The sequence below is a fragment of the Bradyrhizobium sp. USDA 326 genome (assembly GCF_049739485.1).
Lineage (GTDB): Bacteria > Pseudomonadota > Alphaproteobacteria > Rhizobiales > Xanthobacteraceae > Bradyrhizobium.
The window spans coordinates 335,687-358,040 of the sequence record NZ_JBMGQA010000001.1; the positions used below are offsets into that span (position 1 = coordinate 335,687).

Sequence of the window (22,354 nt, forward strand, 5' to 3'; positions counted from 1 at the left end):
GGCTGTTGCCAGCGACTGTTTCGTCCGAGCGGGATGATGACCATGACGGAATGCACACGCCGCCTGACACTCACCGCCCTCCTGCTCGGCCTCGCTTTCGCGATGCCGGCGCAGGCGGAAGAGGCCTACGATCCCTGGCCCGGCCTGGTGCAGGACATTTTCAAGAGCCGTCCGATGAATGACGGCAGCGCCGTCATCGGCATCGAGATGCCGTATCGCGCCGAGGACGCGGCCATCGTGCCGGTGACCTTGCGCAGCAAGCTGTCGCCCGGCGATGCGCGGCGTATCCGTTCGATCACGCTGGTGATCGACCGCAACCCTGCGCCGATGGCGGCGAAGTTCGAGCTCGGGCCGGACGCCAATGTCACGGAGATCTCGACGCGCGTGCGCGTCAACAACTACACCGATGTCCACGCGGTCGCCGAGCTCAGCGACGGTCAGCTCTATGTCTCCAAGACTTACGTGAAAGCGTCCGGCGGCTGCTCGGCGCCGGCAGGAAAGAATGTCGAGGAGGCCAGGAACCGGCTCGGCCAGATGCGCTACCGGCAATTCGCGCGCGAGGAGGCACCGGCGAGCCGCGTGCGCGAGGCGCAGATCATGATCGGCCATCCCAACAATTCCGGGCTGCAGATGGACCAGGTGACGCAGCTCTATATTCCCGCCTTCTTCATCAACCAGTTGAAGCTGACGCAGGACGACAGCCTGGTGCTGTCGATGGACGGCGGCATCTCGATCTCGGAGGATCCCAATCTGCGCTTCACCTATGTCTCCAACGGGGCCAAGCGTTTCCGCGCCGAGGCGAAAGACACGGACGGGCACGTGTTCCGCAACGAGTGGGATGTGGAGAAGCCGGGGACGTGATAGCGAGCCGTCATTCCGGGGCGGTCCGCAGGACCGAACTCTGGTGTGCAATCGCGCACCTGAGAATCTCGAGATTCCGGGCTCGCGCTTGGCGCGCCCCGGAATGACGGCAGCAAACTAAAAACACCTCACCTCGGCTTCCGCCTGCGCGCGGCGCAGATCGTTCACTGCCGAGTTCGCCTGCTCAGACGTGCGGAACTGGACGCCGAGATTGCCGCGCACTTGCGACATGCTGAGCGCGGTCTCCGCGGTGACATAGCGCTCGTAGGGCATGATCGAAGCCACCACGTCGATCGAGCAGGAACATTGCTCGATCGCAGCCCGCGTCTCGCCGTTGGCCTTCATGCAGCCATAGACGTATTCGGCGCGCGCCGAGGTAGGATAGTCATTGGCCTCCTCGGCCCGTGCCACGCACGTGGTCGCAGCCAGCATCACACATGCGGCGACAATCGGTCGTAGCTGTCCCGCCAGATTCATGCGCATCCTCCCGCTGGTTGCGACCAAGGCTATGCTATGCGTATTGTCCTGAAAAGCACTCTGTCAGAGGAAACGGCTCACAAGGTGATGAGAGCACTTGGTGTGACTAGGGCATTTGGTCGAGCGTTGGCGCTCGCGACGACGCTGGCGCTGACGTTGGCCGCGCCCGGCCGTGCCGCGGATGCGATCCGCCTTGCGGTGCAGAAAACCGGAACATTCTCCTGGGAGCTGGCAGCGATCCGCGCGGGCGGTCTCGACAAGGAGGCCGGCCTGTCGCTGGAGGTCACCGAGCTTGCGAGCACCGAGGCCGGCAAGATCGCGATGCGCGCCGGCAGCGCCGACATCATCCTGTCGGACTGGCTGTGGGTGTCGCGCGAACGCTCGCTCGGCGCCAAGCTCACTTTCTATCCCTACTCCAGCGCGCTCGGCGCGGTGATGGTTCCGGCCTCATCGTCGATCAAGTCGCTCGCCGACCTCAGGGGGCGCAAGCTCGCCGTCGCCGGCGGGCCGATCGACAAGAGCTGGCTGCTGCTCCAGGCGAGGATGAAGCAGGACGGAATCGACCTGAAGTCGGAAGCAACCATCGCCTATGGCGCCCCGCCCCTGATCGCCGCGAAGGCGCTCGACGGCGAGATGGAAGCGAGCCTCAACTTCTGGAATTTCTGCGCCCAGCTCGAAGCCAAGGGTTTTCGCCGCCTCGCCGGCATCGAGGACATCCTGCCGAAGCTCGGCGCCAAGGGTGCTGTCTCCGCCGTCGGCTATGTCTTCGACGAGAGCTGGGCCGCGCGCCATCGCGACGCCGTGGCGCGCTTCATCGCGATGACCCGCAAGGCCAAAGAGCTGCTGGCGACGTCGGACGCGGTCTGGGACAAGGTCGCGCCGCTCACCGGCACCAGCGATCCGGCCGTGCTCAAGACCTACCGCGACCGCTACCGCGACGGCATTCCGCGCCGGAGCATCGACGACGAGGAAAAGGACGCACGCGTGCTCTACCGCGTGCTGGCCGAGATCGGCGGCCGAGATCTCGTCGGCCCTGCGGCCGAGCTCGATCCCGGCACGTTCTATCACGCAGTCCCCGGAGACTGAGGTGCTGCGTCTTCTCTCGTTCGCCCTGTTCCTCGCAACCTGGTGGACCGCCGCGCTGTTCGTCGGTGGTGCGAAGCTGCCCTCACCGCCGGCCGTGCTCCAGGTGATGATCGCGGAAGCCTCGTCCGGCGCGCTGTTCCTGCATCTCGGCGCCACGCTGGCACGCGTCACGCTCGCCTTCGTGTTGGCGATGTCGCTCGGCAGCGCGATCGGCTACCTGATGGGCCGGGTGAGGCTCGCCGACCGGCTCGGCGATCCCTGGCTGATCCTGCTGCTCAATTTGCCGGCCCTGGTCGTGATCGTACTGGCCTATATCTGGGCCGGCCTCACCGAGGCCGCCGCGATCGCGGCGATCGCCATCAACAAGCTGCCGACCGCCATCGTGACCTTGCGCGAGGGCGCCCGCGCGCTCGACCGCTCGCTCGACGAGATGGCGAGCGTGTTCGCGATGCCGCGCTGGCGCGCCTTCCGCCACGTCGTGCTGCCGCAGCTTGCGCCCTATATCGCGGCCTCCGCGCGCTCCGGGCTGTCGCTGGTGTGGAAGATCGTGCTGGTCGCCGAGCTCCTGGGTCGTCCGAACGGCGTCGGCTTCGAGATCGGCGTCGCCTTCCAGCTGTTCGACACGCCGCGGCTGCTGGCCTATTCCCTGACCTTCGCCGCCGTCGTGCTCGTCATCGAAACCTTGCTGGTGCAGCCGCTCGAAGCCCGCGCAAACCGGTGGCGGCCCCGTGCGGCTTGAGGTCGAGATTACAGGCAAGTCCTTCAGGAGTGCCGCGGGCGAAACGCACGAGGTGCTGGCGCCGGTCCAATTCGCGCTTCAATCCGGCGAGGTCGGCGTGCTGATCGGCCCGTCCGGCTGCGGCAAGAGCACGATGCTGCGCATCATCCTCGGCTTGGACCACGACTTTGCAGGCCGCGTCGCGCGACCGCCAGAGGCGCGGATCGGCATGGTGTTCCAGGAGCCGCGCCTGCTGCCATGGCGCTCGGTCGAGCAGAATGTACGGCTTGCGGCACCGGAGGTTTCCGACGCGAAGCTGTCAGAGCTGTTCCGGATCCTGGAGCTGGAAGCGCATCGCGGTCACTTCCCCGGCGAATTGTCGCTCGGCCTTGCCCGCCGCGTCGCACTGGCCCGCGCCTTCGCGGTCGAGCCCGATCTCCTGGTGCTCGACGAGCCCCTCGCCTCGCTCGACGACGCGCTCGCGGGCCGCTTGCGCGACGAGATCGCAACGCTGGTCGCGAGCCGTCCGGTGATGACGCTGCTCGTCACCCACAGTCTCGACGACGCGATCCGGCTTGGCGACCGGCTGTTCTTCCTGTCGCCGCGCCCCGCGCGGATTATGCGGGAGGTGCCGATCGCCATCCCGCGCGCCGCGCGTAGCGAGGCCGAGATAGCGGCGATCCGGAGCGAGCTTGCACGGCGCATCCAGGCGGAACAAGGCAACGTTCACGCCGGGCGGGATGTCTCATAGGCAACCGCGCTAGGCCCGTGCTAAATTGGGTCGCAGCGGAGTCTGCCGATGAAGCAAAGGATCGCCCTGACGGCACTTGGCCTTGCTTTGCTCGCGACAACGATGCGCGCGCAGGACATGATGCGCGATCTCGATCTGACATCACCCGCCATGGTCTCCGCCGAGATGAGCCGGCAGGAGGTCGAGGCCGCGCTGGCCAAAGCGACCCCCGGGGCCCCCGCCGATTTGACCGGCAAGCGGTTATCGGGGCTCGATCTCAGTGGTCTCGACCTGGCCAACGCAATTCTCCGTGCGGCACGGCTCAACAAGACGAAACTCGCCGGTGCACGGCTTGATGGGGCGATCCTCGATCAGGCGTGGCTGCTGGATGCAGATCTCACGGGCGCGAGCCTGAAGGGCGCCAACTTGTTCGCGTCAGAGATGGCACGTGCTCGCCTCGACGGCGCCGATCTGACTGGTGCGCGCGTCACGGCAGATCTCACCGGCGCGAGCATGGTCGGCACGTCGATCGCGAATGCGCATCTCGGTGCCGACATGCGCAACCAGTCGATGGGGCTGATGCGCGCGGTGCTGAGATCCGCAAATCTGGAACGGCTGAACGCGCGCAACGCCGATTTGTCACGCGTCGACCTTGAATTCGCGGTCCTCAGGGGTGCCGACCTGAGCGGTGCATCGCTGAAGAACGCCCAACTCGGCGGAGCCGACCTGACCGGCGCCATCGTCACCGACACCGATTTCGACGGCGCCGATCTCGCCTCGGCGAAGCTGATCGCGCCGAAGGGCCTTGACCGCGCCAAAAATTTCGACAAGTCAAAGAACCGCGAACGCCTGATCAGGGAATGACGGCGCGCCTGTGGGAGGACTGCTTGATGCGTTTGGTTCTGGCATTGATCGCGTTGTTGACGCTTGCCGGCGACGCCGCCGCGCAGGCCAAGGGCAAGGGCGTACGGCTCTGGAACCTGACGACCGAGACGATCTCCGGTTTCCAGCTCGCGCCGGCCGGCAAGACCGACTGGGGTCCGAACCAGTGCTTGAACGACAAGGACAAGGAGGTCGACCACGACGAGCGGCTGCGCATTACCGGCATCGAGCCGGGCCGCTATGACGCGAAGGTCAGCTATCCCAATGCGCGGCAGTGCATCGTCCGCGACATCGAGATCAAGGCGGATGCGGTGTTCTCGATCGCCGACAAGGATCTGAAGGACTGCACGAAGTAGCTCGAACCGATCCCTGCGCCTTATGCCCTGTCGTTCCGGTGTGGATATTCGCAGCGCCACCGCACCGCTTGCCACTTCGGATGCTCGCCGACCCATTGCGCGATATACGGTGGCGCGGCCATCACGCATTGGCGGGGCGACCCGGAATAGTTGAACACCAGATGCTGCTCCTCGCAGGTCGCAGGCGAGAGCACCGCACACACAGTCACCACCAGGTCAATCGGGTTCATGCCAGGATCCTCTCGCAAGGGGCGCTGGAGATTAGCACGAAAGATTACGTTGCAAAGGAGGGGAAGTTTCAGGCGGACGTGAGGAATGGCGACGGGAACTGCTTCCGCTCCTCGCTGCTCTGGCGAAGCAAAACGCCGAATTCTCCAGAGTCATGGCCGTGCTGTCCCCACCATGACGATCCCGCAGCTAGAAGTTGATCCCGAACACCATCCGGGCCTGGTGCCGCTCGAAATTGACGAGGTCGAGATTGCCGCCCGATCCGGCCGGACGCCCCCAAGCCTGCATGCTCCAGCTCAAGGTCAGCCGCGAGCGCTCGGATAGCTGAAAATAGGCGGTGGGGCCGACGAACAGGGCCTGGCCTGCAAATTCTCCGAGGCCGATCCCCTCATATTGTCGGAAATAGCGCAACTCCCCACCGAGCAGCACATTCGGCCGCACGCGCATCAAGCCGGCAAATGCCGCACCGATCGTTGAGCTCTTTTCGGATACCCCTCCGACCTCGAAGCGCGCCCATTCCGGCTGATAGATCAGGTTGAGGGCGCCGATGGCGAAGTTCGGGATAAGCTCGCGGTCGAAAGCTAGCGTGAACTCGGTGCCATACATTCGCCCTTTCGCGCCGCTGGTCTCGTCAGTGCGGTCGCCGTGCAGCTCGGCCGCGATGGTGAGGCCGAACGGCGCGCGGCGGCGATCCAGCAGGCGATAGCGCAGGTCGAGCGAGGCGCCCTGGAAGTTGAACTGGCGGCGGTCGTCGATATCAGGGACGCCGGTGATGTCGTGCAAGCTGGCGGTGCCGCCGAGCTCGATACGAAAATTCGGCAGTGGCACGATCTCGATCTCGACCTCGTGTTCGAGTGCGCGATAAGCCGCCCCGCCTTTGCCGACGCGCCCTGTCGTTTGGGTCTGGAATTCGCGCTCGCCGACATTGCCGACATCGGTGCCGATCATGAAGCCGAAGATATGCTCGGTATCGAAGCCTTCCTCGGCGCTGCTGCGTGCCGGCGCCAGCGCCAGCGCGCACCCGATCACCATCCAGAACTTACAGGTTCTTCCGCCCATCCCGTGCCCCGAAGGCGCGCGCCGCTCTAAACGGCAGCAACGCTCGCCGAGCATCAGCGTAACACACTGCCGCGGAGCATGGTCGAGATTCTCGTGGGGATTGAAGCCTGCACGTGCGGCTGCGCGTCAATCGCGAGGCACGGAGCGCCAGGTCGGGGCCGAAACCAACACTGCCGCGCCTTCGACGGCCTTCGCCATCGAAGCCGCGGCAGGTCGTCAGTCTTACTTGCGCGCAGCGCAGGCGTACATGTTGATTTCCATGCCCACCGGCACTTCCACGATCTTCGGAGCTTTCCAAGCCATTCGGGGTCTCCCAAGGTATTGAGCGCGACATCGCGCGGCGCAAAACGTAGGGCTGCCTCAGGTGCAGTTCAAGCCTCGATTCGACTGCCGAGCGCGTCTGTGTCGATTCTTCGCGGCTGCATTTCTCTCCCGGACAAAGCCACTTCCCTCTTGGTCAAACACGACCAGCGAGACAATAACTTGTGCAACGCACCGCGCGTCGAACGACAACGGCGCCGTCAGCAGCCCTTGTCGGCCATTTCGGCATTCGGCTTGGCGCCTTCGGCGCGCTGTGCCGCCGTCGGCTCACTCTGCATTTGCCGCTGCGCATCCTCGGACGAAGCCGGCGTTTCACCGCTCGCCCGATTCATCGTGCTGGTCGGCGGATGCTGGCTGGTATCGCTCGTCGAGCTGGACGAGTGCGATTGAGCGGAGCCCACGGTGACCGGACCAGAACCAGCATCCTTGTCGGTCTTGTCGGTGCTGGCGCTTCCGGTGTTGCACGGGCCGGCGATGGCAACGCCCGCGCTCAATGTCAGGATCGCGCAGGCGGTAAGAACGGAACGTTTCGTGTTCATCTGCATCTCCTCTTCGCCTGCCGCGCAGCCCCGGCGCCAGGCAGGACGTTGCGGAGAAAACAGGCCGAGCAGCCCGATGTTCCCGAGCGTCAGGCCGGAATGATCGCAAACACTGCCCTCGTCACGTCAGTTCCGATTGCGGCGCTCACCGCAGCAATTTCAGCAGGGCGCGACCTGGGCGCGAGTTCAGCTCCTTCGCATCCAGCGTTCCGTCCTTGTCGGGATTCGCCGCATTGAAGCGTTGCTCGACCACGGACAGATATTCGTCGATCGTAAGCGTGCCGTCATTGTCAGGATCGGCGGCGGCAAGTTCTTTCGTCGTCAGCCGCCCTCGCAATTCGCGTGCATCGAGCGTGCCGTCACGATCGGGGTCGAGCTTTGTGAACAACGCGGACGCCGCCTTCTTCACCTCGGCAAGATCGAGCGTGCCGTCATTGTCAGGATCGAACATCTTGATCGCGTCTCGGGGAGCCGGCCACGCCGGACTAGACAAGAATGCAATCGTGAGGGCAAGCGCAACTGGGCGAAACGAAATCATCAAGACCTCCCACACAGAGAGCCCCGGGTCGGGGCGGACAGAAACAAGATAAATCCACAAGCGCACGCCGGTTCAAGTCCAATTGCAACTTGCACGCGCCACAACTCGCGGAACACCTAACGTCCACCAAGGCCGCCGGCGTCCAGAGCCGCTTCATGTCGCGGAATTTCGCAGCGTCTCCGCGCAAGTTGGCGTTCCGTTGCGGTCAGGTTCTTGTAGAAGTGACTCGCTCCCCCGCCCGATATCGGCACGGCACTTACGACTTTCGTATTGACGAGTTTTGCTTTCGGGCGGAGTGTTGCAATCGCAGCGTCAAAAGGCGCGCATATTGGGAGGAACGGATGAAACGCTTTGCGATGGCCGCAGGCCTCGTCATGCTTGCGTCGACTTGTGCAAGCGCACAGACCACCGAGCAGCTGGTCAAGGGCGCGACCGACACATCGAATGTTCTCAATTACGGTATGGGCTACCATCTGCAGCGTTTCTCGACGCTGAACCAGATCAACAAGGATACGGTCAAGAATCTCGTCCCGATCTGGAATTACAGCTTCAATGACGATCGTAGTGAGGAATCCCAGCCCATTGTCTATCAGGGCGTCATCTACGTCACCTCGCACAATGCCACCATGGCAGTCGATGCCAAGACCGGCAAGCAGATCTGGAAGAGCAAGATCGAATATCCCGCCGAGACGCCCCGGATCGTCTGCTGCGGCATCATCAACCGCGGCGCCGCGATCCATGAAGGCAAGCTGTTCCGGACGACGCTCGATGCGAACGTGATTGCAATCGACGCGAAGAACGGCAAGGAGCTGTGGCGGCAGAAGGCGGCCGACATCAAGGAAGGCTATTCCATGACGGTGGCCCCGCTGGTCGCCGACGGCGTCGTCATTACAGGCGTCTCAGGCGCCGAGTTCGGCACCCGCGGCTTCATCGACGGCTGGGATCCGGCAACCGGCAAGCACCTCTGGCGCACCCACTCGATCCCTTCGCCGGACGAGCCCGGCGGCGACACCTGGAAGGGCGACACCTGGAAGCTCGGCGGCGGCTCGACCTGGATCACGGGCTCATACGATCCCGAGCTGAAGACTGTCTATTGGGGCATCGGCAATCCCGGCCCGTTCAATTCGGCGGTACGGCCCGGCGACAACCTCTATACCTGCTCCGTCCTGGCGATGGACCCCAAGACGGGCAAGATCAAGTGGCACTACCAGTTCTCGCCGAACAATCCGTTCGACTACGACGCGGTCGCAGAGATGGTCCTCGCCGACATAAACGTCGAGGGTAAGCCGACCAAGGTGCTGATGAATGCCAACCGCAACGGCTTCTTCTACGTGCTCGACCGCACCAACGGGAAGCTGCTCGCGGCCAATCCTTACGTGAAGGTCAACTGGGCGACCGGCATCGACATGAAGACGGGGCGCCCGATCGAGACCGACATTTCCAAGGACGCGCGGGAGGGCAAGAAGGTGACGGTCTATCCCTCCATCCTCGGCGGCAAGAATTGGGAGCCGATGTCGTTCAATCCGCAGACCGGCCTCGCCTATGCCAACACGCTCAATTTCGGCGGCAAGTACAAGGCGGAGCCCGTCACCTTCAAGCAGGGTGAATGGTATCTCGGCATGGACCTGACCGATCCCTGGGAGTTCGGGGACGGACCGCGCGGCTACCTCAAGGCGATCGACCCCATGACCGGCAAGTCGAAATGGGAAGCGCCGAGCGACATTCCACGCTTCTCGGGCGTGCTGTCGACGGCCGGGGGCGTCGTGTTCTCGGGCGCACTGACCGGTGAGTTCGAGGCCTTCGACGCCGATACCGGCAAGAAGCTCTGGCAGTTCCAGACCGGGTCCGGCATCGAGGGACAGCCAGTGACCTGGCAGCAGGATGGCGTGCAGTATGTTGCGGTGACGAGCGGCTATGGCGGCGTCTACTCGTTGTTCTCCGGTGACGAACGGCTGGCTCAGGTGCCGCCCGGCGGCTCGCTCTGGGTCTTTGCGGTCAAGCAATAACCACGACACGATGCTGAGAGAAGTATCACACAGGACGGTGGCGACGATCGCCACCGTCGCGGTGCTGACGGTCGCGCTTGCGGCGACCGTTTGCGCCGCGGATGACGCAACCGGCAATCCACTGCAGGCGCAGATCGACCACGGCAAGTCGACCTATGCCGCGAAATGCTCACACTGCCATGGCCCCAACCTGATGAACTCCGGTACCATCACGCCAGACCTGCGCGTCTTCCCCGACGACAAGACGCGCTTCGTGACGACGGTCAAGAACGGCAAGAACAACAAGATGCCGCCCTGGGGCGACATCCTCAGCGACGACCAGATCGGGGACCTCTGGGCCTTCATCTCCAGCCGGAGGAAGCCTTGAGGGGCCGGCGCGTTGCATGGAGCGTTGCGGCCTTTCTATCCACGATGGCGTCGGGCGCTTTTGCGGCAGACGATCCCCTGAAGATCTGCCTCGACGAAGACCGGCCGCCGCTCTCGGTGCATCACCGCGGTCAGCCGGAGGCCGGCTTCGACGTGCTGCTGGCCAAGGCGATGGCGGAGCGGCTCGGACGGCCGCTGGCGATCCAGTGGTTTGAGAGCAGGCTGGACGAGGATTCGAGCCCGCAGCTCGAAGCCAACGCGCTGCTCTCGGATGGGCGCTGCTCGCTCGTCGGCGGCTACGCGCTGACGCAGGATTCGCTCATCGCCCCCGGGATGAAGACGGCGCGCTTGCCGGATTTCGCCGGGGCCACACGCGACGATCGGCGGCGCCGCGTCCCGCTGGGCGTGCTCGCGCCGAGCCGGCCTTACGTCTATTCCCCGATGACGGTGGTGCTTGGGCCGAAGGCCCGCGGCCGCAAGATCGGCGACATCGGCGATCTCGCCGGCCTTCGTCTTGCCATAGAAAGCGGGTCGCTCGGCGACGCCATCCTGATGAACTTCGACAAGGGCCGATTGATCGACAGCATCACCCACCTCGTCCCCGGTCGCGACGACCTCCTCGGCGCGCTCCAGCGCGGCGACTATGACGCGACGCTGATCGATCTTGCCCGTTTCGACGCCCATCGCGCCGCGCACCCCGACACGGCGATCACGGCGTCCGGCTACTACTACCCGATCGGCGCCAATCGCGGCTATGTCGGGCTCGCCAGCGATGGCGCGCTGATCGAGGCCGTCAACAAGACGCTCGGCCAGCTTGCTGCCGAAGGCAAGATCGCCGAATTCGGCAAGCAGGCCGGCCTCACCTATCTGCCGCCGCGGGAGCCAGCGATTCTGGGCGACGTCTGGACGCAAATCATTCAGCGGTGATTGCAAGGGCGCTCATGTCCCGGACGGCAGGCAGTGACGCTCCGCAGGGCCTGCGGCGTCACGCTACGCATTTCGCTGCGGCCGACGCCACGCGCAGCAGCACACCGTCGTAGTCGCGTTGCGCCGGGTCCCTGCGGGCACGAATTCCCTGTGCGCTGCGTCCGCATCCCGGAGTGAAAGATGGATCCGATGCGCCAATCTGTCTCGCCTGCCGGGCATGCCAGGCGCCAGCATGATGCAGTAGGTTCCGCAAAAATCCGGGAGAGAATCATGTCCGCCAAACTCGATCGCCGCCACTTCATCGCCGCCGGTACCACCGCACTGGCGATGCCATTCGTCGCACGCGGCGCCTCGGCGCAAGGCACATCACAAGGCACCTGGCCTGCGCGGCAGATTCGCATGATTTGCAGCTATCCCGCCGGCGGACAGACTGACCTGCTGGCGCGCGCCTATGGCGAATTCATCTCCAAGCAGACCGGCAAGACCGTCGTCGTCGAGAACAAGCCCGGCGCCTCCGGCGCAATCGGCACGGCCGAGGTCGCCCGCGCGGAGCCCGACGGCCACACCATCCTGTGCTCGATCTCGACCACCTACATCATGAACCGGGTGGTGATGAAGAATCCCGGCTACGACATGGACAAGGATCTGATGCTCGTCAGCGTCATTCCGGGCGCCGGCCTGTTGCTGGTGGCGAACCCGAAGACGGGGATCAAGACGCTGGAGGATTTCGTCGCCTTCTCGCGCAAGAGCGGCAAGGTGAATTTCGGCACCTACAGCGCGGGCTCGGCTCCGCACATGACGATCAACGAGCTCAACAAGCAGTACGGCCTCAATATCGAGCCGGTCCATTATCGCGGCGAAGCGCCGATGTGGACTGGCATGCTCGAAGGCACGCTCGATGCCGCCATGGGTAGCTACACGGCCGCGCAGTCGGTCCTGCAAAGCGACCGCGGCACCGTGTTCGCCGTGCATTCGAAGAAGGTCGACGCGATCCCGAACGTGAAGACGTTGCCCGAACAGGGCGCGACGTCAAAGTTCTTCACCGTCAGCGGGTTCACCGGATGGGCCGTGCCGAAAGCGACGCCGCAGCCGGTAGTCGATCGCATCGCCGAGCTCTGCGTCGCCGCCAACAACGATCCGAAAGTGAAGGAGGTTCTCGCGACCTTCGTGCTCGAACCCGCAATCGGCTTCAAGGAAACCAATGCGCTGTATCAGCGCGAGCTGCCGATCTGGATCGAGAGCGCGAAGTCATTGGGCCTTGAGCCGGCCTGACCTTCACGCCATGGCCGGTAGGCCGGTTGCTCGCTTTCCGGCCCGGAGTCCGACCAAAGCCCAGTGTCGGAAGCGCGTTTTCCCGTTATGATTGTACCCTTCTGCGGACAAGGAGGGCCGATCCCATGACACCGGATGCCGTCGCCGTCGCCGTTATGATCATCCTGCTCTTTCCGATGAGCTATTTCACCCTGGCATCGCCGGCCTTCCTTCTGGTGAGGCTCGATATCCAGCCTGTCGCCCAATTGCTGCGCGGAATGTTCAACGCTCATTTTCTGGTCATGCGCGCCGTCGGCATCATCGGGACGGTGGCTCTCCTCCTCGATGGCCGCCCGCTTGCTGCCGTTGGCGTCGGCATGATAGCAGCCCTGGCGATTTGGGGACGACGCCGCTTCATGCGACGGGTAGACGACCAGCTCAGAGCGAGCGACGCCGGGGATGCCGATGCTGCACGACGGTTGCGCCGGCTGCACTGGAGCGTGATGCTGGGGAACGCGGTGCTGCTGGTCGCTTTGGTGGCCGGCATTCCCTACATCGCAACGTCGGCGTGAGCTTCAGCCTGCACCGCGCGCGTGGTTCGCTCAAGACGTCTAATGCCCGCCCGAATTCACGGTACCCTGCTGCGACTTATGGATCGAGGACGGCACCACGCCGAAATATTTCCGGAACACCCGGCTGAAATGCGACGAGCTGGAGAAGCCCCAAGAGAACGCGACGTCGGTGATGGTCTTGCCGGCGTGGGCCTCGAGTTCCTGGCGGCAGTTCTGCAACCGGGCCTGCCAGATGTAGTCGCTCACCGTGGTGCCGCGCTCCGAGAACAGCATGTGCAGATAGCGCTTGGAGCAGCCGAGCTCGGCCGAGATCTGGTCGATGCACAGATCCGGATCGCGCAAGTGCTCGCGGATGAAGAACTGCGCGCGCACATACATCGCCTCGGGCCCGACACGATCGAACATCGTGTCGGCTTCGCGCAGCGGCAGCAACAGCAGGTCGATCAGGGAATCAGCGACGCCGACCGCGCTGTTCGCTGACAGCTTTGCCGCCTCGTCGAAGGTCGCATGGACGAAATCATGGGCGATCCGCCCCGTGCCTGTCTTCGAGGACAGCTTGCAGGCGGGCATCCGCTGCGATGGGAAGCCGCGGTCGCGCAGCAGTGCCTTCGGCACGATCACCACGTCGTGACGCGTGAAGGCCGGGCTGATGATCGAATGCGGGCAGGAGACATCATAGGCGATGATGTCGCCGGGGTTGATTTCGATGTGGCGGCCTTCTTGTTCGAAATAGGACACCCCGTAGGTCTGGAAGTGGATCTTGATGTACGGGTGTTCGTTGGCCTTGGCGCGCGCCAGCGTGTGCGCGATGCGATGCTGGCTCACCTCGATTTGGCAAAGCTTCAGGCGCGAGACGCTGGTGTAGTCGATGCGACCTTCCAGCGAGGACGCTTCCAGTGGATCGACGTCGAAATGCCCACACAGGCTCGTCAGCCCGTCGATCCAGCTCTGGATCTGCCGCTTCGGCGTCATTCCGGTCGTCGAGAGCGTGTGAATTGTGTCGGACATTAATCCAGCCACTGGTTTGATCCGGAGATTCGACGCGAATCGCGACCAGCGCTGCCGGAGCCCTCAGCCGTGATTGCGCGACGTTTACCTCGAATTTGAGCGATCTTGTGGAACAAGCGCCACCGTTCCATTGCCACCCTTGAAGCCATAATCCTCCGCCTTAGTTGCAGCGCCGTCAAGGGGAACCTGAGCGTTGAGCGCGGCCCGCCGCGGCGCGGAAACAACTGAATTCGCTACTGCAAAATCAAAATCTTTGTCGCCGTGCGCTGTCGAGCAAACCGGCTTCTCTCTTGGGCAAGTTTCCCAATGGCGAAGGCGTTAGGGATTGCGGCAGGAACAACAAGAACGGGCCGCTCCTGCACGTGGACCCGTGGCTCTCATCAGGAGGAGGAAACAGCCCAGCATCGTTTCTGGTCCCAATCGTGACCGCCCTGCACGAGCAGAACGCCGGACGAGGAGCCCGGTGATTGAACAATGGTTCGGAAACAATAAACGAGACCAACGGAGGATGACTATGCGCAAGGTGCTACTGGCGACCTATCTCGGCTCCGCGGCGGCTCTCGCCGCTGGCAGCGCTGCAGCCAATGACGAGCTGATCAAGATGTCGCAGAACCCGAAGGACTGGGTGATGCCGGCAGGTGACTATGCCAACACCCGCTATTCCAAGCTGAACCAGATCAACGCTCAGAACGTCGGCAAGCTCCAGGTCGCGTGGACGTTCTCGACCGGCGTGCTGCGCGGCCATGAAGGCGGCCCGCTGATCATCGGCAACATGATGTACGTCCACACGCCGTTCCCGAACAAGGTCTACGCTCTTGACCTTTCCAACGAGAACAAGATCGTCTGGAAGTACGAGCCGAAGCAGGATCCGAACGTCATCCCCGTGATGTGCTGCGACACAGTCAACCGTGGCCTGTCATACGGAGACGGCAAGATCATCCTGCATCAGGCCGACACCAACCTCGTCGCGCTCGACGCCAAGACCGGCCAGGTGGCATGGTCGGCGACCAACGGCAACCCGGCGAAGGGCGAGACCGGTACTTCGGCGGCGCTGGTCGTGAAGGACAAGGTCCTCGTCGGCATTTCGGGGGGCGAATTTGGCGTGCAGTGCCACGTCACCGCTTACGACCTCAAGAGCGGCAAGCAGGTCTGGCGCGCCTACTCCGAAGGTCCCGACGATCAGATCAAGCTCGATCCCGTCAAGACGACCTCGCTTGGCAAGCCGGTCGGCCCCGACTCCTCGCTGAAGACCTGGCAGGGCGACCAATGGAAGATCGGCGGCGGCTGCACCTGGGGCTGGATCTCCTACGATCCCGCTCTGAACATGGTCTATTACGGCTCGGGCAACCCCTCGACCTGGAATCCGAAACAGCGCCCCGGCGACAACAAATGGTCGATGACGATCTTCGCGCGCGATGCCGACACCGGCATGGCGAAGTGGGTCTACCAGATGACGCCGCACGACGAGTGGGACTATGACGGTGTTAACGAGATGATCCTCACCGATCAGCAGATCAACGGCCAGAACCGCAAGCTGCTGACGCACTTCGACCGCAACGGCCTCGCCTACACCATGGACCGCGAGAACGGTGAACTGCTGGTCGCCGAGAAATACGATCCGAAGGTGAACTGGACCTCCGGCGTCGACATGAACAAGAGCTCTCCGACATATGGCCGTCCGAAGGTGCTCGACGCAGCTTCGACGGACAAGGCGGGCGAGGACGTCAACGTGAAGGGCATCTGCCCGGCCGCGCTCGGCACCAAGGACGAGCAGCCGGCAGCCTACTCGCCGGACACGCAGCTGTTCTACGTTCCGACCAACCATGTCTGCATGGACTATGAGCCGTTCAAGGTGAGCTATACCGCGGGCCAGCCCTATGTGGGTGCGACGCTCTCGATGTACCCTCCCCCGGGTGAAAGCCACATGGGCAACTTCATCGCCTGGGACGGCAAGACTGGCAAGATCGTGTGGTCGAACAAGGAGCAGTTCTCGGTCTGGTCGGGTGCGCTCGCAACGGCAGGCGGCGTGGTGTTCTACGGCACGCTCGAAGGCTACCTGAAGGCGGTCGACGCCAAGTCCGGCAAGGAGCTCTACAAGTTCAAGACTCCCTCCGGCATCATCGGCAACGTCACCACCTATGAGAACAATGGCAAGCAGTACGTTGCCGTGCTCTCCGGCGTCGGTGGCTGGGCCGGTATCGGTCTGGCGGCGGGTCTGACCGACCCGACCGCAGGTCTCGGCGCAGTCGGTGGCTACGCCGCCCTCAGCAACTACACGGCGCTCGGCGGCACGCTGACCGTGTTCTCGCTCCCGAACTAGGCCCTTCAGCATCGCTCCGGCGCGTGGATCACTCCACGCGCCGGCTCGTCTCCACCGAACGCCTGCCGAGGAAACAATCTCTTGCGTAAAATCTGCTTTGTCATTGCTGCCACGATCTTGGTCGCGTCCGGAGGACTTGCGGTCGCGGACGGCCCGGGCGACCCCACCGCCGTGAAGAAGGAAGACGACGGGAAGTGGCTCGATAAGGAGGGCAATCCCACCTACAAGATTTCGGCCGATGGCACCGTGGACTGGTTCACCTATTCCGGCTACCGCCGCTATCACTCCGACTGCCACGTCTGCCATGGCCCCGACGGCATGGGCTCCACCTACGCGCCGGCGCTCAAGGATTCGGTCAAGAGCATGAGCTATGGCGACTTCCTGGGCGTGATCGCCTCCGGCCGCAAGAACATCTCGACCGCGCAAGAGAACGTCATGCCGGCGTTCGGCGACAACCCGAACGTCGCCTGCTACATGGATGATCTGTACGTCTATCTGCGCGCCCGCTCCACCGAAGCATGGGGCCGGCAGCGTCCCGCCAAGAAGGAGGAGAAGACAGAGGCGTACAAAAAGGCGGAAGACGCCTGCATGGGTAACAAATGAACGTTACGAGGACTGCCGAGACCACGTCTTGGCTCCCTTCGAGATCTGAGGAGTCTGACTATGAAAACACGTGCCGCCGTCGCCTTCGAGGCTAAGAAGCCGCTCGAAATCGTCGAAGTCGATCTGGAAGGCCCAAAGGCCGGCGAGGTCCTGGTCGAGATCAAGGCCACGGGCATCTGCCATACCGACGCCTACACGCTCGACGGCTTCGACAGCGAGGGAATTTTCCCGTCGATCCTGGGACACGAAGGAGCGGGCATCATCCGCGAGATCGGCCCGGGCGTGAGCTCGGTGAAGCCGGGCGATCACGTCATCCCGCTTTACACGCCGGAATGCCGGCAGTGCAAAAGCTGTCTTAGCCAGAAGACCAATCTCTGCACCGCGATCCGTGCGACACAGGGCAAGGGTGTGATGCCTGACGGCACCAGCCGTTTCTCCTACAAGGGCAAGCCGATCTACCACTACATGGGCTGCTCGACCTTCTCGAACTTCACCGTGCTGCCGGAGATCGCGGTTGCCAAGATCCGCGAAGACGCGCCGTTCGACAAGAGCTGCTACATCGGCTGTGGCGTCACCACCGGCGTTGGCGCCGTGGTCAACACCGCCAAGGTCGAGCCCGGCGCCAACGTGGTCGTGTTCGGCCTCGGTGGCATCGGCCTCAACGTGATCCAGGGCGCCAAGATGGCTGGCGCCGACAAAATCATCGGCGTCGACGTCAACGACTCCAAGGAGGAGTGGGGCAAGCGGTTCGGCATGACCCACTTCGTGAACCCGAAGAAGATCACCGGCGACATCGTCCAGCATCTCGTCGGCCTCACCGACGGCGGCGCCGACTACACCTTCGACTGCACCGGCAACACCACGGTGATGCGCCAGGCGCTGGAAGCCTGTCATCGCGGCTGGGGTACCTCGATCATCATCGGCGTCGCCGAAGCCGGCAAGGAGATCGCCACCCGCCCGTTCCAGCTCGTCACCGGACGCAACTGGCGCGGCACCGCCTTCGGCGGCGCGCGCGGCCGCACCGACGTGCCGAAGATCGTCGACTGGTACATGAACGGAAAGATCCAGATCGATCCGATGATCACCCACGTGCTCAAGCTCGAAGAGATCAACAAAGGCTTCGATCTCATGCACGAGGGCAAATCCATCCGTTCAGTCGTCGTGTTCTAGCTCGAAAGACATCACACCAAGGAGGATCGACCCATGACTGTTGCACTCCATCCCTCGATCGACAACGGCATCAAACAAGGCAGCGGCAACTTCGCAGGCGGCACGCTGGTCTGCAAATGCACGGACCACCCGGTCAAGGTCGGTATCAAGGGCGACGTCGCCCACAACCACGCATGCGGCTGCACCAAGTGCTGGAAACCGCAGGGCGCGACCTTCTCCGTCGTCGCCGTAGTACCGCGCCAGAACGTCACCGTGCTCGAGAACGGCGATAAGCTCCAGATCGTCGACCCCTCAGCGGTGATCCAGCGCCACGCCTGCAAGGCCTGCGGCACGCACATGTACGGCCGCATCGAGAACAAGAACCACCCGTTCTACGGCCTCGACTTCATCCATCCCGAACTGTTCCAGGAACAGGGCTCGCAGGCGCCGCAATTCGCCGCCTTCGTCTCCTCGGTGATCGAATCGGGCGTGAAGCCCGAGCAGATGGCGGGCATCCGTTCGCGGCTGAAGGAGATCGGCCTCGAGCCCTATGACTGCCTGTCGCCGGCACTGATGGACGCGATCGCGACCCATGTGGCGAAAGCCAAAGCCGCCTGAGTTGGGCCGCCGAACCTTCGCCGGTCTCCCTATCCGCTCGCTGGCGCCTGTCGCTGCCAGCGAGCCGGACCGGTCGCCGTCCCGGGACCAGCGCGGCTATGCCGCCACCCGTATATATGAGGGCCGTCAGTTCCTCAGTCCTGGTCTCTGAATGACTGCGCAGGGCCGCTTCGTGCTTGAAGTTCGCGGTGCTTGCGTTTCTCCCTCTCCCTCGACTGAGGCATCCTGCTTCGTCCGCGCGGTCTTCCTGGCGGACGAAGCTTTTTTGGTTGGGCCCGTTGCGCAAGCGTGCCGCGCGATGACCGCGCCCTGCTTTTGACAAACCATCGATGCAATCTTTTCCCGGTGAGAACACTCGGCTGTGAACGCCGGGCCGGAGCGATCTCTGTTACGATCGCGCCGTCACGATGCCGCGCGAAATACAATCAATGAAGAACAAGACGGGAGGTATCGAAGACATCCAGACATCGCCATTGGCGTTCCTGCCCCTCCGGGATTTGCCCGCGCGGGATGACGGCGGAATGCGGCGAGACGACGCGCGAACCGTCGCCCACCGGCGTCGGCGAACTTTGAATTTGGCATGCTTATGAAGAGCGAGGGACGATCATGATCAAGGTGAAGATCAACGGCCAGGAACAGAGCTGGGACGGCGACCCGGATCTCCCGCTACTCTGGTTCCTGCGTGACGAGGCCGGGCTGACCGGCACCAAATACGGCTGCGGCCAGGCCCTGTGCGGCGCCTGCACCGTGATCGTCGACAAGGAGGCCGTGCGGGCCTGCATCACGTCGGTGAATGACGTCGCCGGACGCGAGGTCACCACGATCGAGGGATTGCATCCCAATGGCGATCACCCGGTGCAGAAGGCCTGGCGCCAGGTCAACGTGCCCCAATGCGGCTTCTGCCAAGCCGGCCAGATCATGCAGGCCGCAGCCCTCCTGATGGAGAACCCAAAGCCCTCGCACGACCAGATCCGCGAGGCGATGTCCGGCAACATCTGCCGCTGCGGCTGCTATCAGCGCATCGAGAACGCCGTCCATCTCGCATCGACGGGAGTGTGACATGAACTTCATCGACAATCACCGCAAGCTTCGCGGCTTCGAGAAGCATATCAGGGTCGAGAAGGTCTCGCGGCGCAGCATCCTGAAGGGGCTCGGCGTCACCGGCGGCTTCGTCCTCGCCGCCCCCGTGATGTCGCGCCAGGCGTTCGCCTATGAGACCGGCGCCGGCAAGATGCCGCACGGTGTCGTGGTCGATCCGCGCGTATTCGTTTCGGTCGCCCCGGATGGCATCGTCACCATCGTCGGGCACCGTTCGGAAATGGGCACCGGCGTGCGCACCAGCCTGCCGCTGATCGTGGCCGAGGAGATGGAAGCCGACTGGTCCAGGGTCAAGGTGCAGCAGGCTCATGGTGACGAGGTCAAGTTCGGCAACCAGGACACCGACGGCTCTCGCAGCACGCGGCACTATTTGATGCCGATGCGCCAGATCGGCGCCTCCGCCCGCACCATGCTGGAGCAGGCCGCGGCCAAGCGCTGGGGCGTACCGGCAACCGAGGTCAAGGCGGTCAACCACGAGGTCGTCCACAGCGCCAGCGGCCGCAAGCTGGGCTTCGGCGAGCTCGCCGCGGACGCAGCCAAGGAATCGGTGCCGAGCATCGAAGGTCTCAAGCTGAAGGACCCCAAGGACTTCCGCTATCTCGGCAAGGGGCAGGTCGGCATTGTCGATCTTCATGACATCACTACCGGCAAGGCGCATTACGGCGCGGACGTCCGCTTGCCCGGTATGAAATACGCCGTGATCGCGCGGCCGCCGGTGACCGGCGGCAAGCTGGTCAAGTTCGAGCCGGACGAGGCGCTGAAGGTGCCCGGCGTCGAGAAGGTGATGCAGGTGCGCGGCTGGCCGTGGCCTTCGAAGTTCCAGCCGCTCGGCGGCGTCGCCGTGATCGCACGCAACACCGGCGCGGCGATCAAGGGCCGCGATGCGCTGAAGCTGACCTGGGACGACGGCCCCAACGGCAAATACGAGTCCGTCGCCTATCGCAAGGAGCTCGAGGAGGCCTCGCGCAAGCCCGGCCTCGTCCTGCGCCAGGAGGGCGATGCGGACGCCGCCCTGAAGGGCGCCGACAAGGTCATCGTCGGCGAGTACTACATCCCGCATCTCGCCCATGTCAGCATGGAGCCGCCGGTGGCGGTTGCCGACGTCAAGGGCGACAAGGCGGAGATCTGGGCGCCAGTGCAGAGCCCCGGCGGCACGCGCGAGGACGTCGCCAAGACGCTGGGCATCCCCGAGGCGAACGTCACCGTCAACGTGACGCTGCTCGGCGGTGGTTTCGGCCGCAAGTCGAAATGCGACTTTGCGCTCGAAGCCGCGCTCCTGTCGAAGGAGCTCGGTGCACCGGTGAAGGTGCAATGGACGCGGGAGGACGACATCCATAACGGCTTCCTGCACACCGTCTCGGTCGAGCGGATCGAGGCCGGCCTCGACAAGAGCGGCAAGGTGATCGCCTGGCGCCACCGCAGCGTGGCTCCCAGCATCGCCTCGACCTTTGCCGCCGGCACGGTGCATCAGGCGCCGTTCGAGATCGGCATGGGTCTCGTCGATATGCCCTTCGAGATCGCCAACATCTCTTGCGAGAATCCGGAAGCGGCCGCGCATACCCGCATCGGTTGGTTCCGCTCGGTCTCCAACATCCCGCGCGCCTTCGCGGTGCAATCGATGGTCGGAGAAATCGCGCAAGCCACCGGCCGCGACCAGAAAGACATGCTGCTCGAGCTGATCGGCTCGCCTCGCATCGTCAAGCCGAACGTAAAGGACCTCTGGAACTATGGCGAGCCCCAGGAGAGCTACCCGATCGATACCGCGCGCCTGCGCAAGGTGGTCGAACTGGTCGCCGAGAAGGGCGAGTGGGGGCGCAAGGTGCCGAAGGGCCACGGTCTCGGCATCGCCGTTCACCGCAGCTTCGTCAGCTATATCGCGACCATCGTCGAGGTCGCCGTGGACGACAAGGGCAAGCTGACGGTGCCGCGGGTCGACACCGCGATCGATTGCGGCACCTATGTCAACCCCGAGCGCATCGCCTCGCAGATCGAGGGCGCTGCGATCATGGGGCTCAGTCTCGCCAAATACGGCGAGATCACCTTCAAGGACGGCAAGGTGCAGCAGAAGAATTTTGACGACTTCCAGGTCGTCAGGATGGACGATTCTCCTGTCTTGACCAACGTCTACATCGTGCCGCCCGGACCCGATACGCCGCCGAGCGGCGTCGGCGAGCCCGGTGTTCCCCCGTTCGCGCCGGCCCTGATCAACGCGATCTTCGCGGCGACGGGAAAACGCATCCGCGCTTTGCCGATCGGCAAGCAATTGGAGGCGTGAGACGGAACACAAGCGGCCTCACGCCGTTTGCATCGATCTGACAGGAGCAGTTCGATGACCAACATCTCAAAGGCGCTCGCAGTCTCATTGCTGTCGGGCGCCTTTCTTTTGCCGGCTGCGGGCGCATTCGCCCAGAACAATACCAGCCCGCCGACAACAGCGACGCGCCCCACGGGACCGGATCAGAACTCGCTTCCCAACGCCAATGCTCCGCCCGCGTCGACCACCCAGACCACGGGGCAGCACAATCCGGATCCGAAGGTTCGGGAGATGAACCAGAAGGAGAAGGACAAAGTCGAGCGCGCGGGCAAGTAGTGGTTTCGCGCCTGCGCACGACGCCCATACAAATACGGCGGACGTTTCCGT

At 63.8% G+C, this 22,354-nt stretch carries 25 protein-coding genes; 18 read left to right on the forward strand and 7 right to left on the reverse strand.

The annotated features are described in order from the left end of the window. Positions 1-42 precede the first annotated feature (42 nt). Positions 43-861, forward strand: coding sequence for a quinoprotein dehydrogenase-associated SoxYZ-like carrier (locus tag ABIG06_RS01550; protein ID WP_199751848.1), 819 nt, complete (start codon positions 43-45; stop codon positions 859-861). A 117-nt stretch (positions 862-978) separates the two neighbouring features. Here ABIG06_RS01550 and ABIG06_RS01555 read toward each other — a convergent pair whose 3' ends face one another. Continuing rightward, complete coding sequence (locus ABIG06_RS01555) at positions 979-1,338, reverse strand: hypothetical protein (RefSeq protein ID WP_124161818.1); 360 nt, start codon at positions 1,336-1,338, stop codon at positions 979-981. A gap of 87 nt (positions 1,339-1,425) precedes the next feature. Between ABIG06_RS01555 and ABIG06_RS01560 the strand changes: the two genes are divergently transcribed. The 5 genes from ABIG06_RS01560 to ABIG06_RS01580 are packed head-to-tail and all read left to right on the forward strand — an operon-like array spanning position 1,426 to position 5,110. After that, positions 1,426-2,424: an ABC transporter substrate-binding protein gene (locus ABIG06_RS01560; RefSeq protein WP_424578566.1), complete on the forward strand. Its 999-nt coding sequence runs from the start codon at positions 1,426-1,428 to the stop codon at positions 2,422-2,424. Position 2,425: 1 nt separating this feature from the next. Further along, positions 2,426-3,163 (forward strand): ABC transporter permease, encoded by a 738-nt coding sequence (locus tag ABIG06_RS01565; protein WP_370133612.1) that lies wholly within the window; start codon positions 2,426-2,428, stop codon positions 3,161-3,163. Further along, positions 3,153-3,893, forward strand: coding sequence for an ABC transporter ATP-binding protein (locus tag ABIG06_RS01570; RefSeq protein ID WP_370133614.1), 741 nt, complete (start codon positions 3,153-3,155; stop codon positions 3,891-3,893). Before ABIG06_RS01565 ends, ABIG06_RS01570 begins: the two co-directional genes overlap by 11 nt. A 48-nt stretch (positions 3,894-3,941) precedes the next feature. Continuing rightward, positions 3,942-4,736: a pentapeptide repeat-containing protein gene (locus ABIG06_RS01575; protein ID WP_370133616.1), complete on the forward strand. Its 795-nt coding sequence runs from the start codon at positions 3,942-3,944 to the stop codon at positions 4,734-4,736. 26 nt (positions 4,737-4,762) lie between these two features. Further along, positions 4,763-5,110, forward strand: coding sequence for a hypothetical protein (locus ABIG06_RS01580; RefSeq protein ID WP_124161823.1), 348 nt, complete (start codon positions 4,763-4,765; stop codon positions 5,108-5,110). Between the two features lie 20 nt (positions 5,111-5,130). On the opposite strand, the gene ABIG06_RS01585 is transcribed toward ABIG06_RS01580, so the two are convergent. The 5 genes from ABIG06_RS01585 to ABIG06_RS01605 form a co-directional block, all read right to left on the reverse strand. Continuing rightward, a complete protein-coding gene (locus ABIG06_RS01585) occupies positions 5,131-5,340 on the reverse strand; it encodes a hypothetical protein (protein WP_124161824.1) in 210 nt (69 codons plus the stop codon). Positions 5,341-5,527: 187 nt separating this feature from the next. Beyond that, positions 5,528-6,397, reverse strand: a complete 870-nt coding sequence (locus ABIG06_RS01590; protein WP_370133619.1) for a hypothetical protein — start codon at positions 6,395-6,397, stop codon at positions 5,528-5,530. A 222-nt stretch (positions 6,398-6,619) separates the two neighbouring features. Then, positions 6,620-6,700, reverse strand: coding sequence for a pyrroloquinoline quinone precursor peptide PqqA (pqqA, locus tag ABIG06_RS01595; RefSeq protein WP_012029362.1), 81 nt, complete (start codon positions 6,698-6,700; stop codon positions 6,620-6,622). A 218-nt stretch (positions 6,701-6,918) separates the two neighbouring features. Further along, the gene (locus tag ABIG06_RS01600) at positions 6,919-7,263 is read right to left on the reverse strand and encodes a hypothetical protein (protein ID WP_124161826.1); all 345 of its coding nucleotides are present in this window, start codon (positions 7,261-7,263) and stop codon (positions 6,919-6,921) included. Between the two features lie 139 nt (positions 7,264-7,402). Beyond that, entirely contained in the window at positions 7,403-7,795 is a 393-nt protein-coding gene (locus ABIG06_RS01605; protein WP_370133622.1) for a calcium-binding protein, read from the reverse strand. A 341-nt stretch (positions 7,796-8,136) separates the two neighbouring features. On the opposite strand from ABIG06_RS01605, the gene ABIG06_RS01610 reads away from it, so the two are divergent. The 5 genes from ABIG06_RS01610 to ABIG06_RS01630 all read left to right on the forward strand — a co-directional run bounded on the left by ABIG06_RS01610 (position 8,137) and on the right by ABIG06_RS01630 (position 12,917). Further along, positions 8,137-9,801: a methanol/ethanol family PQQ-dependent dehydrogenase gene (locus tag ABIG06_RS01610; protein WP_370133625.1), complete on the forward strand. Its 1,665-nt coding sequence runs from the start codon at positions 8,137-8,139 to the stop codon at positions 9,799-9,801. A 10-nt stretch (positions 9,802-9,811) separates the two neighbouring features. Next, positions 9,812-10,168, forward strand: a complete 357-nt coding sequence (locus ABIG06_RS01615; RefSeq protein ID WP_370133628.1) for a c-type cytochrome — start codon at positions 9,812-9,814, stop codon at positions 10,166-10,168. Positions 10,169-10,212: 44 nt separating this feature from the next. Next, positions 10,213-11,094 (forward strand): substrate-binding periplasmic protein, encoded by an 882-nt coding sequence (locus ABIG06_RS01620; RefSeq protein ID WP_370140758.1) that lies wholly within the window; start codon positions 10,213-10,215, stop codon positions 11,092-11,094. A 270-nt stretch (positions 11,095-11,364) separates the two neighbouring features. After that, a complete protein-coding gene (locus ABIG06_RS01625; protein ID WP_124161830.1) occupies positions 11,365-12,366 on the forward strand; it encodes a Bug family tripartite tricarboxylate transporter substrate binding protein in 1,002 nt (333 codons plus the stop codon). A gap of 125 nt (positions 12,367-12,491) precedes the next feature. Next, the gene (locus ABIG06_RS01630; RefSeq protein ID WP_124161831.1) at positions 12,492-12,917 is read left to right on the forward strand and encodes a hypothetical protein; all 426 of its coding nucleotides are present in this window, start codon (positions 12,492-12,494) and stop codon (positions 12,915-12,917) included. A 39-nt stretch (positions 12,918-12,956) separates the two neighbouring features. On the opposite strand, the gene ABIG06_RS01635 is transcribed toward ABIG06_RS01630, so the two are convergent. Then, complete coding sequence (locus tag ABIG06_RS01635) at positions 12,957-13,925, reverse strand: helix-turn-helix domain-containing protein (RefSeq protein WP_370133631.1); 969 nt, start codon at positions 13,923-13,925, stop codon at positions 12,957-12,959. 514 nt (positions 13,926-14,439) lie between these two features. Between ABIG06_RS01635 and xoxF5 the strand changes: the two genes are divergently transcribed. The 7 genes from xoxF5 to ABIG06_RS01670 all read left to right on the forward strand — a co-directional run bounded on the left by xoxF5 (position 14,440) and on the right by ABIG06_RS01670 (position 22,303). Beyond that, complete coding sequence (gene xoxF5 / locus ABIG06_RS01640; RefSeq protein ID WP_124161903.1) at positions 14,440-16,245, forward strand: lanthanide-dependent methanol dehydrogenase XoxF5; 1,806 nt, start codon at positions 14,440-14,442, stop codon at positions 16,243-16,245. 81 nt (positions 16,246-16,326) lie between these two features. Further along, on the forward strand, positions 16,327-16,848 hold the full coding sequence (locus ABIG06_RS01645) for a c-type cytochrome, methanol metabolism-related (RefSeq protein ID WP_370133634.1): 522 nt from the start codon (positions 16,327-16,329) through the stop codon (positions 16,846-16,848). Positions 16,849-16,908: 60 nt separating this feature from the next. Further along, positions 16,909-18,018, forward strand: coding sequence for an S-(hydroxymethyl)glutathione dehydrogenase/class III alcohol dehydrogenase (locus tag ABIG06_RS01650; protein WP_124161833.1), 1,110 nt, complete (start codon positions 16,909-16,911; stop codon positions 18,016-18,018). A 33-nt stretch (positions 18,019-18,051) separates the two neighbouring features. After that, entirely contained in the window at positions 18,052-18,615 is a 564-nt protein-coding gene (gene gfa / locus ABIG06_RS01655; RefSeq protein WP_028177984.1) for an S-(hydroxymethyl)glutathione synthase, read from the forward strand. A 606-nt stretch (positions 18,616-19,221) separates the two neighbouring features. Beyond that, complete coding sequence (locus ABIG06_RS01660; RefSeq protein ID WP_124161834.1) at positions 19,222-19,674, forward strand: (2Fe-2S)-binding protein; 453 nt, start codon at positions 19,222-19,224, stop codon at positions 19,672-19,674. A 1-nt stretch (position 19,675) separates the two neighbouring features. Beyond that, entirely contained in the window at positions 19,676-21,988 is a 2,313-nt protein-coding gene (locus ABIG06_RS01665; RefSeq protein ID WP_370133640.1) for a xanthine dehydrogenase family protein molybdopterin-binding subunit, read from the forward strand. 54 nt (positions 21,989-22,042) lie between these two features. Next, positions 22,043-22,303, forward strand: coding sequence for a hypothetical protein (locus tag ABIG06_RS01670; RefSeq protein ID WP_124161836.1), 261 nt, complete (start codon positions 22,043-22,045; stop codon positions 22,301-22,303). The last annotated feature ends 51 nt before the right edge of the window (positions 22,304-22,354 follow it).

Bases quoted from the DNA above. Each gene is read 5' to 3' on its own strand.
- ABIG06_RS01550 (WP_199751848.1), top strand. From the start codon at position 43: ATGACGGAATGCACACGCCGCCTGACACTCACCGCCCTCCTGCTCGGC.
- ABIG06_RS01555 (WP_124161818.1), bottom strand. From the start codon at position 1,338: ATGAATCTGGCGGGACAGCTACGACCGATTGTCGCCGCATGTGTGATG.
- ABIG06_RS01560 (WP_424578566.1), top strand. From the start codon at position 1,426: ATGAGAGCACTTGGTGTGACTAGGGCATTTGGTCGAGCGTTGGCGCTC.
- ABIG06_RS01575 (WP_370133616.1), top strand. From the start codon at position 3,942: ATGAAGCAAAGGATCGCCCTGACGGCACTTGGCCTTGCTTTGCTCGCG.
- ABIG06_RS01580 (WP_124161823.1), top strand. From the start codon at position 4,763: ATGCGTTTGGTTCTGGCATTGATCGCGTTGTTGACGCTTGCCGGCGAC.
- ABIG06_RS01585 (WP_124161824.1), bottom strand. From the start codon at position 5,340: ATGAACCCGATTGACCTGGTGGTGACTGTGTGTGCGGTGCTCTCGCCT.
- ABIG06_RS01590 (WP_370133619.1), bottom strand. From the start codon at position 6,397: ATGGGCGGAAGAACCTGTAAGTTCTGGATGGTGATCGGGTGCGCGCTG.
- pqqA (WP_012029362.1), bottom strand. From the start codon at position 6,700: ATGGCTTGGAAAGCTCCGAAGATCGTGGAAGTGCCGGTGGGCATGGAA.
- ABIG06_RS01600 (WP_124161826.1), bottom strand. From the start codon at position 7,263: ATGCAGATGAACACGAAACGTTCCGTTCTTACCGCCTGCGCGATCCTG.
- ABIG06_RS01605 (WP_370133622.1), bottom strand. From the start codon at position 7,795: ATGATTTCGTTTCGCCCAGTTGCGCTTGCCCTCACGATTGCATTCTTG.
- ABIG06_RS01610 (WP_370133625.1), top strand. From the start codon at position 8,137: ATGAAACGCTTTGCGATGGCCGCAGGCCTCGTCATGCTTGCGTCGACT.
- ABIG06_RS01615 (WP_370133628.1), top strand. From the start codon at position 9,812: ATGCTGAGAGAAGTATCACACAGGACGGTGGCGACGATCGCCACCGTC.
- ABIG06_RS01620 (WP_370140758.1), top strand. From the start codon at position 10,213: ATGGCGTCGGGCGCTTTTGCGGCAGACGATCCCCTGAAGATCTGCCTC.
- ABIG06_RS01625 (WP_124161830.1), top strand. From the start codon at position 11,365: ATGTCCGCCAAACTCGATCGCCGCCACTTCATCGCCGCCGGTACCACC.
- ABIG06_RS01630 (WP_124161831.1), top strand. From the start codon at position 12,492: ATGACACCGGATGCCGTCGCCGTCGCCGTTATGATCATCCTGCTCTTT.
- ABIG06_RS01635 (WP_370133631.1), bottom strand. From the start codon at position 13,925: ATGTCCGACACAATTCACACGCTCTCGACGACCGGAATGACGCCGAAG.
- xoxF5 (WP_124161903.1), top strand. From the start codon at position 14,440: ATGCGCAAGGTGCTACTGGCGACCTATCTCGGCTCCGCGGCGGCTCTC.
- ABIG06_RS01650 (WP_124161833.1), top strand. From the start codon at position 16,909: ATGAAAACACGTGCCGCCGTCGCCTTCGAGGCTAAGAAGCCGCTCGAA.
- gfa (WP_028177984.1), top strand. From the start codon at position 18,052: ATGACTGTTGCACTCCATCCCTCGATCGACAACGGCATCAAACAAGGC.
- ABIG06_RS01660 (WP_124161834.1), top strand. From the start codon at position 19,222: ATGATCAAGGTGAAGATCAACGGCCAGGAACAGAGCTGGGACGGCGAC.
- ABIG06_RS01665 (WP_370133640.1), top strand. From the start codon at position 19,676: ATGAACTTCATCGACAATCACCGCAAGCTTCGCGGCTTCGAGAAGCAT.
- ABIG06_RS01670 (WP_124161836.1), top strand. From the start codon at position 22,043: ATGACCAACATCTCAAAGGCGCTCGCAGTCTCATTGCTGTCGGGCGCC.